We start from the raw sequence: 15,638 nt of genomic DNA on the forward strand, positions 1-15,638 counted from the left end.
ATTTCAGCGATCAGGCAGTCGTCGGCAGCGTGAAGGCGGCGGTACGGACGACCTCGCCGTGCTTGAAATCCAGGAACAGACGGTAGGTTCCGGGGCCCGGCACGGCGGTATGGAACGTGATATCCGGTCCGGGCGCGGTCACCCCGTCACCGGGTTCACCATTCGGGTGGACGTGGACGTAGGCCAGATCGCCAGCGCGCAGGATCACCAAATGACCGTAGGCGGCCAGGTAGGGCTGCAGGTCGGTGACCGGTTCACCATCCTTGTGGACGGTGAGGGTGAGCAGTCGGCCCGCACCCGGGACCAGTTCGCCGTCGAGGGTGACCTCGTATCCGTCCACGATCGCGGTGCGCGTTGCCTCTGGGGTAGGGCGCGGTTCGTATGCGCCCGCGACGGCGAGGTCCGCGCCGAGAGTGATGGTCTTGCCGAGGGCTCGCGGGGCGATATCGGTGAAGACGCGATAGGCGCCCGCCCCCGGGAGATTCAAGCGCACGGTCCAGGTCCCGTCGGCAGTGAGCTGGGGGTGCACGTGCCAGAACCCGGTCAGCTCGCGCTGGGCCACGATCAGATGGAGGTCGCGGTCGTGGATGGCGGTGAAGTCGGTGACCGGCTTGCCGTCCGGTCCGAGGATCCGGAACCGGAAGTCGATTTCCCCCGTCCCGATGATCGGGTCCGCGAGTTGCAGCTGGTAGCCGTCCTGGGTGATCTGAAGTCCGCCCGGGAGTCCGCCGCCATGTCCGACATGGTCGTGGTGCCCAGCATGGTCAGCGTGGGCAGCCGGAGCCGCATGCCCGGTATGGGCGGTGTGGTCGTGGTTCCCGGCATGAGCGGCGTGCGCGCCGTGGTGATCGGTGTGAGTCTGGGTGGTCATCGCTTCGGCCTCTCGATCTTGTTCGTTCGACGCCGAGAAAGCTATACCCCTAGGGGGTATAGTCGCAAGGGCGACGGATGTGATGCGTCGCACTGCAACTAAGTACGTACGGAGGTAGTAGGTTACTTCCAGTGAATGTCGAAGGAGCGTCGTCGCCGCACGCGTGAGCCGAAAGTTTTTCGCGGCCAAGGGATTGGAAGGACGAAGGTCGTTGTCGACGAGGGATGTCGGGGAGTGTCGCGGTACGCCGACTCGCACACCATCGGAAGGATTTCGATGACTTGCACCAAGCTGTCGATGATTCGCGGTATCCGGTGCGCGCCATCGGGTCGCCGATCCCACACACCCGATGCCGCGATCCGCGGTAACACCGTTGGTTGCCCGACAGTCGCTATAGTTGGCTCACTGTGAACCTCATCGGGCGGTTGCGGCACGGTGGCTCCGCGGTAGCGGTGCTCATCGCGTTGCTGCTCGTGGCGCCGATGGTCCACTGCGCCTACACGGACGACCACGAGCACTCCGATGCTCATGGCCAGATGGCGCCGGGGGACATTCTCACTGCGGCCCTCGGCGATTCCGCTCATGTGGTCATCGACGCTTCGCACGACTCCTGCGGCGTGCATCTCACCCATTGCATCGTGAAATCGGTACGGACAGGTGCGGCCGAGAACTTCGCGGCGCTGCGCCTACTCGCCTTGATCGCGGTCGTGGCCATCGCTGCCGCAGCCATTTACTCGACGCTCGCCGGAGGTGTGCGCGGTCCGCCGGTATCCCCGCCCGCCGCTGCTGGTCGGGGCATTCTCGAACGGTTCTGTATCGCCCGACGCTGATCGGTCAGCGCCAGGCCGACGTTGCGTGTCGTCGGCCGGTGTTCGCTGCCGTTCAACGTCCGCACCGCCGCATGGCGGTCTCGATACAGGAAGCGACAGTCATGAACAAGATCGTGCTCGACCGGCCCGAGGTGCCTCCGGCACTGATTCCGGCACCGGGCGCTGCCCGACAGGCCCGCGCGCTGGTCGGCAACACCCCGGTGCTGTGGGTCGGCGCCCCGCTGGCACCCGCCGGTCGGGGTTTCTGGGCCAAGCTCGAAGGATTCAATCCCGGCGGCATGAAGGACCGCCCCGCCCTGCACATGGTGCGGCGAGCCGAAGCGCGCGGTGAGCTCCAAGCCGGCGCGCGAATCATTGAATCATCCAGCGGCACACTGGGTTTGGGTTTGGCGCTGGCAGGCATGGTGTACCACCATCCGGTCACGGTGGTGACCGATCCGGGCTTGGAGCCCATCGTCGCCCAGATGCTCGCCGCCTATGGTGCGCGCGTAGATCTCGTCGCGCAGCCGCACCCGAACGGCGGTTGGCAACAAGCACGTCGGGATCGGGTCGCCGAGTTGCTGGCCGAGGAATCCGGGGCATGGTGCCCGGACCAGTACAACAACCCCGACAATGTCGACGGCTACGAACCGTTGGCGCTCGAACTGGTGGAACAACTCGGGACAGTGGATGTTCTGGTGTGCGCGGTGGGCACCGGCGGGCATTCGGCCGGGGTCGCGAGGGTGCTGCGGCGGTTCAACCCCGACTCGAGGCTCATCGGCGTGGACACCGTGGCCTCCACGATCTTCGGCCAACCGGCGGGACCACGGCTGATGCGGGGTCTCGGGTCGAGCATCTACCCGGCAAATGTCGACTATGGCGCGTTCGACGAAATCCATTGGGTCGCACCGTCGGAGGCGGTGTGGGCATGCCGCACGCTAGCCGCGACGCACTATGCCACCGGCGGCTGGAGTGTCGGCGCGGTGGCGCTGGTCGCGGGCTGGGCAGCGCGCACCCACGACGCCGACGCCCGGATCGCGGCCGTATTTCCCGATGGCCCGCAACGCTATTTCGACACGGTCTACAGCGACACCTACTGCACCGAGCACGGACTGCTCGATGCCGAGCCGCCGATCGACCCCGACACCCTCACGCATCCGGGCGAACGGGTCGTGACCGCCTGGACCCGCTGCGGCACAGTTGTCGACCCTCGCGAACGGGCATCGGATCGAGGGGCAGCCCAATGACGGTATTCGGAAAGTTCCGCAGCTTCGACCTCCCAGCACGTTTGTTGATGGTCAACCAGTTCGGCATCAACCTCGGCTTCTACATGTTGATGCCGTATTTGGCCGGATATCTGGCGGGTCCGCTCGGCTTGGCGGCTTGGGCCGTCGGTCTGGTGCTGGGTGTGCGCAACTTCTCGCAGCAGGGCATGTTCCTGATCGGTGGCACGCTGGCCGACCGGCTCGGCTACAAACCGCTGATCGTGGCCGGATGTCTGCTGCGCACCGGCGGTTTCGCACTACTGGTCTTCGCGACCTCCCTGCCGGGTCTACTGATCGCCTCGGCGGCAACAGGTTTCGCGGGCGCCCTGTTCAACCCGGCGGTGCGCGCCTACCTCGCGGCCGATACCGGGGAGCGGCGGGTGGAGGCATTCGCCGTGTTCAACATCTTCTATCAAGCGGGCATCCTGGCCGGACCACTGGTGGGGCTCGCACTGATGGCGGCCGATTTCCGGATCACCGCGGGTGCCGCCGCGCTCGTATTCGCGGCGCTGACGGTGGCGCAGTTGTGCGCGCTGCCGACTCGACGGGCGGAACTCGCCGACGCGACGTCATCGGTTCTCGACGACTGGCGGGCCGTGGTCGTGAACCGTCGGTTCCTCGCCTTCGCGGTCGCGATGATCGGCTCGTATGTCCTGTCGTTCCAGGTCTATCTGGCGCTGCCGCTGCAGGCGGAGTTCATCGCGGGCGCGCGGGCGCAGATCCTGGTATCGGCACTGTTCGTGGTGTCCGGGGTGGTCGCGGTCGCCGGTCAGCTAAGGGTCACCGCCTGGTTCCGTGAAAGGTGGGGGACAGGACGCAGCCTGGTCGTCGGGATGGGCATACTCTCCGTGTCATTCCTACCCCTGGTGATCATTCCGGGGCCTGGGCGCTTCGGCGTCGGCGCGGCCGTGGCGGCACTGCTGATATCCGCGGCCTTGCTGGCGGTCGGCACCGCGGCGGTATTCCCGTTCGAGATGGACACCGTCGTATCCCTGGCCAACGGGAAACTCGTGGCAACCCATTACGGGTTCTACAACACGGTGGTCGGCGTCGGCATTCTGGCGGGCAATTTGGCAACGGGCGCCGTAGTCGGTGCCGCCCGCGGCGCCGGAGTCGATTGGGCAGTGTGGTTGGGGCTCATCGTGATCGGCGCGCTCGCCGCGTTCGCATTGCACCGTCTCGATCGAGCCCAGCCCGCACACTCAGTTGCGGCGGGCACCGCGTATTCGCGGCCATCCGGCGGGGGTCGTCATCTGCCCGAGCAGCCGGGAAAAGCGGGCCGAGCGCCGATCGACGGAGCATCGGAAGACATCGGACGCCGAATATCACCCGGACCGACACCAACGGGTCGCCGCTGAGCGACTCCGCGACAGACGCCGACCATGGCCGGAACACGTTCTCGGCCAAGTAGTCACACGAGCGGCGCCCGAGCCGGGGCCGCGGCTGCCCAGCAGTGCGATCTCGGCTCGGGCCACCGGAATCATGGCGACGACGATCCTGCACCACTGCAGTCCCAGTCGTTCACGAGGAACTCGGGGACACCCGATTGGTGTTGTCCAGAGCCATCCCAGCGGCAACAGCCGAAATCTCCCAGCACCTCGACAGCAACCGACCGACCGGACAGGGCTATTTCTACGCCCGCTGGCTCTGGATTCTGCTGGGTCAGCGCTGATCGCACTGCCCACCAGCGGTCCGACATGCATACCGCGTCTCGCGGCATCACCACATCGCTCGACGCAGGGAACTCTTCGCCGCATCGGAGGTCATGGTTCCGACGGCGAAGCGCAACCGGGGAGACCGGAGCGAAGACTCGCCCGATTCGATGGGTGTCGCGCCGGGCAACTGGTGCGCTACTGAAGGGTTTCTCGGATTGCTGGTTCAACCTAAGGGACTGTAAGGCTTGGCGAAGCATCGCAGTCTGGGCCCGATCCAGTAGCAACTGCCGTGACCAGCGTCAGCCTGAGATTTGTCGATAGAGCAGGTATGCGCCGTGCAACATCCGATCTGAAACATGAGCTTTGCAACACTCGATCCGTGCATTACGTTTGCGTTACGGTTTGCCGGTACGAAGCCGGTTGATAGCTACGGAGCGTGTGCGTGCTGGATCTCGACCACTTCACCTACGGATGGGTGACCCCCGTCCTGGCCTATGTCATGTCTGTCATCGGATCGCTGCTCGGTCTGCGGTGTGCGGTACATGCCCGATCGGCGCGCTGGCCAGGAGGCTGGCTCATCGCCGCAGCCGTATCCCTTGGCGGTGCGGGCATCTGGGTCATGCACTTCACCGCGATGCTCGGCTTCTCCATCCAAGGGGGAACTATTCGGTTCGATGTCCCGATGACGCTGCTGAGCGCGGTCGTGGCCATTGTGGTGGTGTGGATCGGACTGTCGGTCGTCGTGCGCTGGCAGCGGGAAGTGCTGGCGCTACCGGTCGGCGGCACCATCACCGGCCTCGGCGTGGCCGCCATGCACTACCTGGGCATGTATGCGATGCACACCGACGTGACCGTCGGCTACCGCCCTGCGCTCGTCGCACTGTCGCTGGTGATCGCGGTGGTCGCGGCAACCGCGGCGCTGTGGTTCATGCTGCACGTGGACGGATTTCGGGCGACCGCTGGCGCGGCGTTGATCATGGGTGTCGCGGTGTGCGGCATGCACTACACCGGAATGGCGGCGATGCATGCCGAACATGCCGGCGGCCATGCGATGCCGGACGGTGCCGAGCCGCCGCAACTGCTGACCCCGCTGATCATGACCGTCATCGCGGTCGTCATGGTGCTGATCATCCTGGTCGGGTTGGCCGAACTCGACGAACGCAACATGTCCGAGGCTCTGTCCGTGCCCGAGCGGCCCGCCTCCGCCCGGCCCGAAGCCGCTCGGCTCAGATCCGCGCGGTTAAAGTCGGGCACCCTGGCTACCAGTCCCGCCGATCTGCCCAAAAGCGGCCGCGAGTGGCCGCGCCGAGAAATACTCGACCAGTAGTGAGTCCTGCTTCGCATATGTCGTAGATGGTGTTGACCATCGCCTGATCGGTTGTGAGGCCGAGCAGTCGCGAACCGCGCAGGACGTCGTGGCGCTCGATGCCCCAGCGTGGTGAGCGCCCCGATATGCGGTTCGACCGAGCCGGAAACCAGCGGTCCGCTTGTCGCAACTCGCCTTGCCGCCAAGCGAATAGCCAACGGCCGCGGCGTGATCTCCGTTGGGATGCGCCGACGGCCGTTCCGGGACTGCATCGTGGCCGAATGTACCCGAGCCACCTCCAGAAGCGCAGGTCAGCAGGTCCATTCAGAGACGTTGAGGCGATCTGGCATGCACGAATCCTCGAAAAGACCTTCCCTTCGGGACATGCCATCGATTAACGTGTCGCTATATAGCGGCACATTAATTGACGGGATGATAACTGATGGAGATCGCGACAAAGTTCTGGACAGTGCGTCGAGTGGTGATGGTGACGCTGATCAGCATCGCGTTGGTGACCCTGACGATCGCCTCACCCCACCTTTTCGCGGCCTCGGCCGGACCTCGGGATTCGCATGCCCCGGGAAACAGCCATGGCTACGGATCTGGAACACGACCCAACAGCACTGATCACAGCCAGAACAACAGCGGTTACGGATCCGGAGTGCGCTCCAGGAGCGACAGCCACGATCAGTATCGAGGCCGCAACGAAAACCCCTGCCAGTACACCCCGACGGGGACCTGCGGAGCGCGCTGACGACGAGATCGACATATGCCGAGGCAGGGCTGTTGGAGTGCTACTTCCCATCGCCATGACGGAGTGACGAAGCCCGCACTCCGTATCGGTGACGGGGCTGGATCGACGACGTTTCCTGGACGAGATGTCGGGAGCCCCCGGGCTCGAGTCACCCATGGTCATCGATCGTGTCGGCAGGTTTGTCGAGCTGGCCGGTTCCGGACAGCACCGTCGTCAGCATCCGAACCAGTTCGGCCTGTCGATGCGTTCCGGTCTTTTCGAAGGCGCGTTGCAAGTGTGTGCGCACGGTGTTCACCGAGACCGCGAGTTCCTCCGCGATCGATCGCAGCCCTTCGCCGCGCAGCGCCGCCATCGCGACGCGCGCTTCGGCGCCGGTCAACCCGTACAGTTGCCGCAGCGCTTTCGACCCGCCCGATATTTTCCGATCCGGATCGACGATGACGACGAGCGCCGCCGAGATGCGCTCGTCGCGGCCGACCCTCGGATCCAGCCGCAACACCAGCAGTGCGTACGAGCTGCCGCCGCTGAGCCGGGGAATGAGTGCGCGCCCTCCGACGGACGGCCCGCACTCGCGCAGTGCCGAATTGATGATGGCGCGCAAACCGACAGCGGATCGGCTGTCCAATGATTCGAGGTGGCCGCAGCGTCCCATGGCGAGGCCGTCTCGCGATTCCAGGATCGACAATGCCGCCGGGTTCGCGTAACTGATCGTCCCGCAACTCGATACGATCACCAGCCCGTGCCGATGCAGATCGAGCACGGCGATGATCCGGTCACGCTCGGTCCGGACATCTGTCAAACAGGACTGAACGTTCAGTGCGTGCCGCAGATGGGGGAGCAGCAAGCGCATTGTCGATATCGCCTGTGCCCGATCGAAGTCCTGGCCCGGATCGGGGTACACCCCGATCCACGATGTCTCTGCGCCACTGGTGAGAAGCGCGAGCATCCCGTTTCCCAGCCGGTGCGGAGCCGTCCAGTCGCGGAAGAATGGATGTCTGCGCAGGTAATCCGACCCCAGCAGTTCCTCGCATGTCGTGATGACACCGGCGGGTTCGTGCTCGAACGCACTCGCGATCGGATCGATACGCCAGAAACGAGCGTTGTAGCTGTGGCGCAAGTCGTCCGCCCCGAGCGAACACGCGGTCATCTGTCGGCTACTCGAGCCGGACACGACCAAGCCGCCGTGGTGCGCGCCCAGCGCCGTGACGATATCGTGCACCGCCTGCGACCAGTCGCGGGGATGCAGCGCCGCGCGATTGATTCGCGCAACGATTGCGGAGAACCTCTCGATTGTCATCGCCATATGAAATGACCTGCAGCACAAGAGAAACAGCAATCATCCAGAGTTTGTCATAGGTCTTGGGAAGGCACTTCACGCGAGTAGTTCGACACTCGATTCTACTCACCTGAAGGTCATCCACGGGGCCTGTCGTTCTCATCCGTTCAGATGAGGAACCGCGTCACGAACCCTGCTCTACTCGGTGGGGCAACTGCTTCGCTACAGCTGGTCGGCTATGTCTTCCTGGGGGGCATCGTGATCGAGGCGTGTGACAACCGGGACCTCGTGGGGCCGACATGACCGGATACGAGCCCTCGGCGCGTAGCCGTATCGTCACCTCCCGATTCGGTTGCCGCGTCGACGATTTCCACTGGATGGGTCGTTGTCGACCACCCCACCGAAGACGGCGGCGGTGTCACCCCGCGTCTGCACTTCGAGTGGCATAGGCACTCCTGGGCACCGCCCCGGATCGGGCCGGCTCGACCCATTGCACCCGCCGTCCTCGACCGATGGAGGTCCCCTCATGTCGACGGCAGTCGATTTCGCAGCACGTTTGATCGATCCCGCGGCCATCAAGGCAGCCGGTCATAGTGCTGTCCTCGTCTACGTATCACCGAGCAGACCGGGAGCCGATTTCGGCGCCAAGCCGGTGACCAAAGACTATGCCGATCGCCTGAAAGCCGTTGGCCTCGAGATTGTTTCGATATGGCAGTACGGAAAGCCCGGTGACGCCCAGGCACCATCGGACTGGACCACCGGCTACGACGGCGGGCAGCGGATGGGCCGTCGGGCCAGGGAAATCCATTCCGCTGCTGGTGGATCCGACCGGTGCCCGATCTTCTTCGCGGTGGACGAGGACATCGGGCTCAACGACTGGAACGACGGGGCGGTCGACTTCTTCCGGGGTGTCAACGACTCGATCGGGCAGGAGTGGACCGGCATCTACGGCTCGTCGAAGGTCTGCGCCTGGGCCATCGAAGACGAGGTGATCGGCCGGACTTCCGAGGGCCGGTACTGGGCCTGGCAGACGCGCGCATGGTCCGGAAACCGGCTCGATACCCCCGAAGCCGTCCTCTATCAGCGCGTGATCGATACCCCCACTAATCCGGGCCCGCTGATCGACGGCAGCTCGGTCGATGTCAACGACATCCTGGCTGCCGACTTCGGGCAGTGGTTCATCAATCGCACTGCGGCGCAAGGAGAACACACCGTGGACGCTCCCGCATACACCGAACTCGACCGGATGGGAAACTCCCGCTCGGACCGCTGGGGCGCTCGAATCACCAACTTCCTGCTGCACACCCAGGAAGGCAATGGCACGGCCGAATCGCTGGCGGAGTATCTCAACAACCCGGCCAACGGCGTCTCGTATCACTACACGCTGAAGGACGGGATCGTTTGCGATGTCGTCGATACCGATTACGCGTCGTGGTCGGTCCTGGACGCCAACAGCCAGACGATCAATCTGTGCTTCGCGGGCAGCCGGGCGTCCTGGTCGAGAGAAGAATGGCTGGCCATCGAAGACGACCTGCGGATAGCGGCGTGGCTGGCCGTTCAGGACGCGAAGAAATACGGCTTCGCCACCGATGTCATCGCCCCGCCGTATACGCGCAGGGACGGCATCTCCGACCACAAATACGTGACCGAGTGCCTCGGGATCGGCACGCATACCGACGTTGGCTGGAACTTCCCCTGGGGCGTCTTCGAGAGCCACGTCCGAGAGTTCACCGGTGGCGCGCCGGCCGATGGCGAAATCGGTGCGAAGGCCGCCGAATCGCCCTGGCTGGGTTCGCGGCTGGGCCCCGAGGGCGAATTGAGGACGCCCGACGGTGTGGGCCGATTCGTCCAGTTCGAGCACGGATACATCTATTGGCATCCGTCCACCGGTGCGCATCCGATCCCGGAATCGCTGTTCGGGAAGTACGCGGAAACAGGTTGGGAAGCAGGGCCTTTGGGCTATCCGGTCACCGATCACACCGTGCTGCGCGACCCGAGCGGCGAAGAATGGGGCGAGGTGCAGGGCTTTCAGAACGGGGCTCTCTACCTGCGCTACGGTCGGCCGGTGTACTGGGTGCACGGCGAAATCCGTGAGCGGTGGAACCGAAGCGGATTCGAGAACGGGCCCCTCGGTTGGCCGACATCCGACGAAGTCCCTTTCGACACCGGGACCTACCAGGAGTTCGAAAACGGCCGGATCTACTGGACACCGAAACCTACACTCGCCCTCCGCACGACCGGCGGAAGCGACGAGCCACTGCTCGATACTCCCTGAGCCTGGGCCGATTTCGAGTGATGTCTCGGTCGACCGGGCGTACACGACAGGCCAGGTGTCTTCGACAACGGTCACCTCGGGCTCGCCGACCGCCAGCAGCGACCGCATGCCGTCCATCATGTGGGCGCGCGGCCGCCGTGCATCAATGCCGAGAGTTCGACCGCGGTGGCATCGACCTCGAGTGCTGGTCAGGCGCTCGTCGGCGACCGGCGCGTCGCGCTGCCACGTGCGCAGCAGGGCGGCGAGGTCGCCGTGCCGAAGTTGCCGCCGCCACCGCCACGGCACGCCCAGAACAGATCAGATGGATGTCAGCGTTGGTTCGGCCTTCTGAAGACCGAGAGCCGGTACGGTCCCTGGTATGAGCAGGGCGGTTGTGGAGCTGTCCCATCCGATCGCGGATGGCATGCTCACCTATCCGGGGTTGCCCGGACCGCGAGTCACCACCGATGTTTCGCGTGAGCAGTCGCCGCTGATCGACATGACCTACGACATTGCGCGGGTGGATATGGTCGGCAACACCGGGACCCATATCGACGCGCCCTTCCAATTCCACGCCGATGGCGCCGACATTGCCGAACTGCCGCTGGAACGGCTGGTCAACGTGCCGATCGTGATGATCCGCGCGGCGAAAATCCGTGCGGTGGGACCGGATATGCTCGGCGACCCGGCGCGGCTATGGGGCAGGGCGGTGCTCGTGCACACCGGATGGTCGGCGCGGTGGGGTTCGTCCGAGTACTGGGGTCCCGAGCATCCGTTCCTGGTCGGCGAGGTCGCCGATGCGCTGGTCGCCGCCAATGTGGCGCTGGTGGGAATCGACTCGCTCGACATCGACGATATGTCCCTGCCGACCAGACCGTGCCATCACACTCTGCTCGGTGCGGGAATCCCGATCATCGAACATCTGACGAACCTGGACGCGGTTCCCGATATCGGCGCCAGGCTGGTCGCACTACCGGCGCCAGTGCGCGGGATGGGCTCGTTTCCGCTGCGCGCTGTCGCCTGGACCGATTAGGACGGCACGCGCAGCAGGAGGTAAGCAGCGGTCCCCGAGCCGATGACGGCGCCGCCGTAGCAGACCAGGATGATCAATGTACTGAACCGTTCGAGCCGCAAGCCGTGCTCCAGCGTGTACCGGAAGCGGTGCGCCCAATGGAACAGAGCCAGCACACAGAGTCCGAAAAGCACCAGCCGGGTGACCGGATGCCGCAACACTGCGAGCAGGTGCGCATGGTCCGGCGCGGGAATCCAGTCCAACGGGACGGCGAGACCGAACAGGAACAGCAGCACCGGTATGAGCAGCGCGGCGGCCATCCCACCGAGGCCGAACAGCAGCCACGCCAGCGGTTCCAGGGACCTCTTGTTCTTCGTCATCTTTTTCGTCGTCATCACAGCACCACCCACAACACGATCGCCGTCAGCAGACCCCAGAGCAGGTAGTGCAGCCCGACGATCACCCCCGGTGCAACGCGCCGGTTGCCTACCCGCACCACCATCGCTTTGGGTGCGAGGTCGAACCAGGTGACCGTGTGCAGCAGCACGAACAGCAAGGCGATGGTGTTCAGCGCGACCACCCACCCACTTGCGCTCCAGCTCAGAAACCGCTGGTACTCCTCGTTTCCGGAACTGACCGCATGGACCAGAAGCAGGAGAAATACCACGAACCAGGCGACGAACACGCTGCTGAGTTCGCGCAGGACGAAGATCAGGTACGAGCGACGTCGCGCCCACCAGAACATATCGACCGGCTTTCGATACAACCGGGGTGTCGTGGTCATCGTGCCCGCCAAGGCATGAGGAAATCTCGCAGCGATTGCGTGGCCGCGGTCAGCTTGTAGCGTTGGATCGCGCCCGCCGGGTCGACCCCCTTGGGGCAGGCGGTGGTGCACTCGCCGACGAAGGTGCACGACCACACCCCCTCGGCGGAGGCCAGCACGTCGTGCCGGTCCGCGGCTCCCTCATCGCGCGAGTCGAGGTTGTAGCGTTGGGCCAGCGCGATCGCCGCCGGACCGATGAACTCGGGCTCGAGCGCGAAGACCGGGCATGCCGAGTAGCAGAGCATGCAATTGATGCACATGCTGTATTTCTTGTAATCGTCCATCTCGGACGGTGTTTGCAGGTATTCGCCCTCATCGAGCGGCCGATGTTCGTTCCTGATCAGCCATGGCTCGACCGCGGTCAGCTTGTGCATGAAGTCGCTGATCTCGATGACGAGATCCCGGATCACCGGGAAGTTGCGCAACGGCTCGACCCGCACCGGCCCCGGCGCGTAGTCGGTCAGGAAAGTGGCGCAGCTCAGTTGTGGATCGCCATTGACGGTCATGCCGCAGCTGCCGCAGATGCCCATTCGGCACGACCACCGGTACGACACCGTTCCGTCGAGGTAGTCCTTGATGTAGTTGAGGCCGTCGAGCACCGTCCACTCCTTGCGCAGCGGAACCTCGTACGGCTGGAATGCCGGTTCGTCATCTCGGTCCGGTCGGTAGCGCGCGACCTGAAGGGTTATCCGGTCCGCCATCGCCATCACCTCCCATATACGCGTTCGCCCGGAGGCCAGCGAGTAATCGTTACCGGGAGGTACGAGACGTGGCCCGAACCGTCCGGCTGTCGACGGATCACCGAATGGGCCAGGAACCGCTCGTCGTTCCTGGCGGGGAAATCGGTCCGTTGGTGCGCACCCCGGGATTCCTCCCGTGCCAGCGCGCAGGCCACGATGCATTCGGCCACATCGAGCATGCAGGACAGTTCCAGCATCGCCACCAGTTCGGTGTTGAACGCGCGACTGTGGTCATCGAGTCGCGCGCGGCCGAAGCGATCGCGAAGCTCGCGCACCTTCTCGGCCGCCTCGGCCAGGGAGTCGCCGTCCCGGTAGATCCCGGCACTGGTTTCCAGCGTCTCTTGCATCTCGGTGCGGATGTGGGCGATGCGTTCGGTTCCCTCGGCGTGTCGGGTGAGGCCTCGTTCCAGCCGGTCCTGTTCGGCGCGGCCGCGCGCCAGGACCGCCGATGTCCGGCTGGCCGTGGTCGAGCTCGCGTACTCGGCGGCGGCACGACCGGCTCGCGCACCGAAAACCAGCAACTCGGGCAGCGAATTCGACCCGAGCCGGTTGGCGCCGTTGATACTGACGCATGCGACCTCTCCGACGGCGTACAGACCCGCCAGGGGTGTCGCGCCTTGGATGTCGGTATGGATGCCGCCCATCATGTAGTGGACGACGGGACGTACCGGGATCAGTTCCCGGACCGGGTCGATGTTCTGGTACTTCGAGCACAGCTCGCGCACGAACGGCAGTTTCGTATCGATGAGATCCGCACCGAGGTGGCGTAGGTCGAGGTGGACGACGTGTCCGTACGGTGTGCCGACGGTCCGGCCCTTGTCGAGTTCGTGTACGAAGGCCTGCGACAGCCGGTCCCGTGGCCCGAGTTCCATGCTCCGCATCACCGGCACCGGTGATGGCGTCCCGAGGTCGTAGTCCTGCAGGTAGCGGTAGCCGTCCTTGTTGAGCAACCAGCCGCCCTCCGCGCGCGCCGCCTCGGTGATCAAGATGCCCGTGAACGGAAGGCCGGTCGGGTGGTACTGGACGAACTCCATATCCTTGAGCGGTGCGCCTGCCCGGTAGGCCAACGCCATGCCGTCGCCGGTGTTGATATTGGCGTTGGTGGTGAACGGATACACCCGGCCGCAGCCACCGGTGCACACGATCACAGCGCTGGCGAGAATGGTCTCGACGCGTCCGGTGGCCAGTTCGATGGCCACGATGCCGCCTACCTTGCCGTCCTCGACAAGCAATGTTGTGGCGAACCATTCGTCGTATCTGACGATGTCCTGATACGACAGTGCGGTCTGGAACAGCGTGTGCAGCAAGTGGAAACCGGTCTTATCGGCTGCGAACCAGGTGCGGTTGTTCGTCATGCCGCCGAATGCCCGTACCGCGATGTGGCCGTCCGATCGGCGGCTCCATGGGCAGCCCCAATGCTCCAGTTGCAGCAGCTCCCGCGGTGCCTCCTCGACGAAGGCCTCGACGGCGTCCTGGTCACAGAGCCAATCGCTGCCGGAGACCGTGTCGTAGGCATGCTCTTCGAGACTGTCGCCGGGACCGGCGACAGCGGCCGCGCCACCCTCGGCGGAGACGGTGTGGCTGCGCATCGGATAGACCTTCGAAACGATCGCGATACTCAACCGCGGATTGTGTTCGGCGATGGCGATGGCCGCACGCAGGCCCGCGCCGCCCCCACCGACGATCACGACATCGTGAGAAGCGTTCATGGTGGCACCACCGTCGTGCGTCAGACCTCGAAGTCGGCGCTGTGCTCGTCCATCAGGACCTTGCCGTCATGGCGGACCGTTTCGATCCGAACGCTGCCGTCGTGGTATTCGTGCCGAATCTTGCGGCAGCCGCAGTCGTAATGCAGATCGTCGATAACCAGGCCCGCTTCGTCGTCTTCGCGGTGACGAGCCCCGCCCCTCTGTTTCCCGCATGGGGCGCGTTCGATGCTGAACTGCTCGGTGACGCTGAGCATCTCCACCTCCCGGCGAACCGGTGGCACACCTTACTGGCCAGTGTAGATACATAAGCGTACGCGCATTGCGCCGACGCCGCAGGGCGCGTTATTAGGTCCGGCGGACGTCTCCACCTGCATCAATGAACCGATCCGGCTCTGCCATTTCGATAAAGGTGTGCACGATCGAGCGCGGAGCACTGTCGAGGTCGAGCCCGGCGGTCACCACCAGCATCGCCTGTAGCTATCGGTCGATCCGATCGGGTCTCACTCGTGCTTGGTGGGCGCGTTGAGTTTGGAGGCCAGCACCGCGGCTTGGGTGCGACGCTCGACCCCCAGTTTCGTCAGCAGTCGGGAGACATAGTTCTTCACGGTCTTCTCGGCCAGGAACATCCGAGCGGCGATCTGCCGGTTCGTCAGTCCCTCACCCAGCAGACCGAGCAGCGTCCGCTCCTGTTCGCTGAGGTTCGCCAGCACCCCATTCTTGGCCCCCGCCTCCTCGCGCAGCTTCGCCATCAGTGCCGCGGCCGCACGATTGTCCAGCAGTGACTTGCCCGCGCCGACCTCGCGAATGGCCTCTACCAGCTCCACCGTGCCGATGTCCTTGACCACATATCCGCTGGCCCCAGCCAAAATCGCATCCAGCATCGCCTCCTCGTCGGTGAACGAGGTGAGGATCAGACAATGCAGCTCCGGATGCTGATTCAGCAGTTCACGGCACAGTTCGATGCCATTGCCGTCGGGGAGCCGAACATCGAGCACCACGACCTCCGGGCGCAGCGCGGGAATGCGAGCCATGGCCTGCGCTACGCTGCCCGCCTCACCGACGACCTCGAGATCGGGTTCGGTATCGATCAGATCCTTCACACCGCGGCGCACGATGTGGTGGTCATCGACCAAGAAGACACTGGTCATCACCGCACACCTCCTA

Annotated in this window: 15 protein-coding genes; 6 read left to right on the forward strand and 9 right to left on the reverse strand. The window is 64.8% G+C overall.

All coding sequences use genetic code 11. The features are described from left to right. Window positions 1–10: 10 nt before the first annotated feature. On the reverse strand, window positions 11–871 hold the full coding sequence (locus ACQP2D_RS20165; RefSeq protein ID WP_433685255.1) for a hypothetical protein: 861 nt from the start codon (window positions 869–871) through the stop codon (window positions 11–13). 407 nt (window positions 872–1,278) lie between these two features. On the opposite strand from ACQP2D_RS20165, the gene ACQP2D_RS20170 reads away from it, so the two are divergent. The 4 genes from ACQP2D_RS20170 to ACQP2D_RS20185 all read left to right on the forward strand — a co-directional run bounded on the left by ACQP2D_RS20170 (window position 1,279) and on the right by ACQP2D_RS20185 (window position 5,927). Further along, a complete protein-coding gene (locus tag ACQP2D_RS20170) occupies window positions 1,279–1,701 on the forward strand; it encodes a hypothetical protein (protein ID WP_433685256.1) in 423 nt (140 codons plus the stop codon). Window positions 1,702–1,802: 101 nt separating this feature from the next. Beyond that, complete coding sequence (locus tag ACQP2D_RS20175) at window positions 1,803–2,927, forward strand: PLP-dependent cysteine synthase family protein (protein ID WP_433685257.1); 1,125 nt, start codon at window positions 1,803–1,805, stop codon at window positions 2,925–2,927. Continuing rightward, window positions 2,924–4,303, forward strand: coding sequence for an MFS transporter (locus tag ACQP2D_RS20180; protein ID WP_433685258.1), 1,380 nt, complete (start codon window positions 2,924–2,926; stop codon window positions 4,301–4,303). The genes ACQP2D_RS20175 and ACQP2D_RS20180 overlap by 4 nt, the downstream gene beginning before the upstream one ends. Before the next feature lie 739 nt (window positions 4,304–5,042). Then, window positions 5,043–5,927 (forward strand): MHYT domain-containing protein, encoded by an 885-nt coding sequence (locus tag ACQP2D_RS20185; RefSeq protein WP_433685259.1) that lies wholly within the window; start codon window positions 5,043–5,045, stop codon window positions 5,925–5,927. A gap of 881 nt (window positions 5,928–6,808) precedes the next feature. On the opposite strand, the gene ACQP2D_RS20190 is transcribed toward ACQP2D_RS20185, so the two are convergent. Next, window positions 6,809–7,957 (reverse strand): helix-turn-helix transcriptional regulator, encoded by a 1,149-nt coding sequence (locus ACQP2D_RS20190; protein WP_433685260.1) that lies wholly within the window; start codon window positions 7,955–7,957, stop codon window positions 6,809–6,811. Between the two features lie 505 nt (window positions 7,958–8,462). On the opposite strand from ACQP2D_RS20190, the gene ACQP2D_RS20195 reads away from it, so the two are divergent. Together ACQP2D_RS20195 and ACQP2D_RS20200 are read left to right on the forward strand one after the other, a co-directional pair. Continuing rightward, complete coding sequence (locus ACQP2D_RS20195) at window positions 8,463–10,211, forward strand: glycoside hydrolase domain-containing protein (RefSeq protein WP_433685262.1); 1,749 nt, start codon at window positions 8,463–8,465, stop codon at window positions 10,209–10,211. Window positions 10,212–10,569: 358 nt separating this feature from the next. Beyond that, on the forward strand, window positions 10,570–11,223 hold the full coding sequence (locus ACQP2D_RS20200) for a cyclase family protein (RefSeq protein WP_433685263.1): 654 nt from the start codon (window positions 10,570–10,572) through the stop codon (window positions 11,221–11,223). Here the strand turns inward: ACQP2D_RS20200 and frdD are convergent. From frdD to ACQP2D_RS20235, 7 genes are all read right to left on the reverse strand, one after another. After that, entirely contained in the window at window positions 11,220–11,597 is a 378-nt protein-coding gene (frdD, locus tag ACQP2D_RS20205) for a fumarate reductase subunit FrdD (protein ID WP_433685264.1), read from the reverse strand. The two genes, ACQP2D_RS20200 and frdD, sit on opposite strands and share 4 nt — an antisense overlap. Further along, window positions 11,597–11,986 carry a fumarate reductase subunit C gene (locus ACQP2D_RS20210; protein WP_433685265.1) on the reverse strand — a complete coding sequence of 130 codons (390 nt, stop codon included), beginning with the start codon at window positions 11,984–11,986 and terminating at the stop codon, window positions 11,597–11,599. The genes frdD and ACQP2D_RS20210 overlap by 1 nt, the downstream gene beginning before the upstream one ends. After that, the gene (locus ACQP2D_RS20215; protein ID WP_433685266.1) at window positions 11,983–12,726 is read right to left on the reverse strand and encodes a succinate dehydrogenase/fumarate reductase iron-sulfur subunit; all 744 of its coding nucleotides are present in this window, start codon (window positions 12,724–12,726) and stop codon (window positions 11,983–11,985) included. Before ACQP2D_RS20215 ends, ACQP2D_RS20210 begins: the two co-directional genes overlap by 4 nt. Window positions 12,727–12,731: 5 nt before the next feature. Continuing rightward, a complete protein-coding gene (gene frdA, locus ACQP2D_RS20220; protein ID WP_433685268.1) occupies window positions 12,732–14,474 on the reverse strand; it encodes a fumarate reductase (quinol) flavoprotein subunit in 1,743 nt (580 codons plus the stop codon). A gap of 20 nt (window positions 14,475–14,494) precedes the next feature. Beyond that, entirely contained in the window at window positions 14,495–14,728 is a 234-nt protein-coding gene (locus ACQP2D_RS20225) for a hypothetical protein (protein ID WP_433685269.1), read from the reverse strand. A 91-nt stretch (window positions 14,729–14,819) separates the two neighbouring features. Beyond that, window positions 14,820–14,942 (reverse strand): hypothetical protein, encoded by a 123-nt coding sequence (locus tag ACQP2D_RS20230; protein ID WP_433685270.1) that lies wholly within the window; start codon window positions 14,940–14,942, stop codon window positions 14,820–14,822. A gap of 32 nt (window positions 14,943–14,974) precedes the next feature. Further along, complete coding sequence (locus tag ACQP2D_RS20235) at window positions 14,975–15,622, reverse strand: response regulator transcription factor (RefSeq protein WP_433685271.1); 648 nt, start codon at window positions 15,620–15,622, stop codon at window positions 14,975–14,977. Window positions 15,623–15,638 lie beyond the last annotated feature (16 nt).

The sequence above is a fragment of the Nocardia sp. CA-119907 genome (assembly GCF_050955995.1).
GTDB lineage: Bacteria > Actinomycetota > Actinomycetes > Mycobacteriales > Mycobacteriaceae > Nocardia.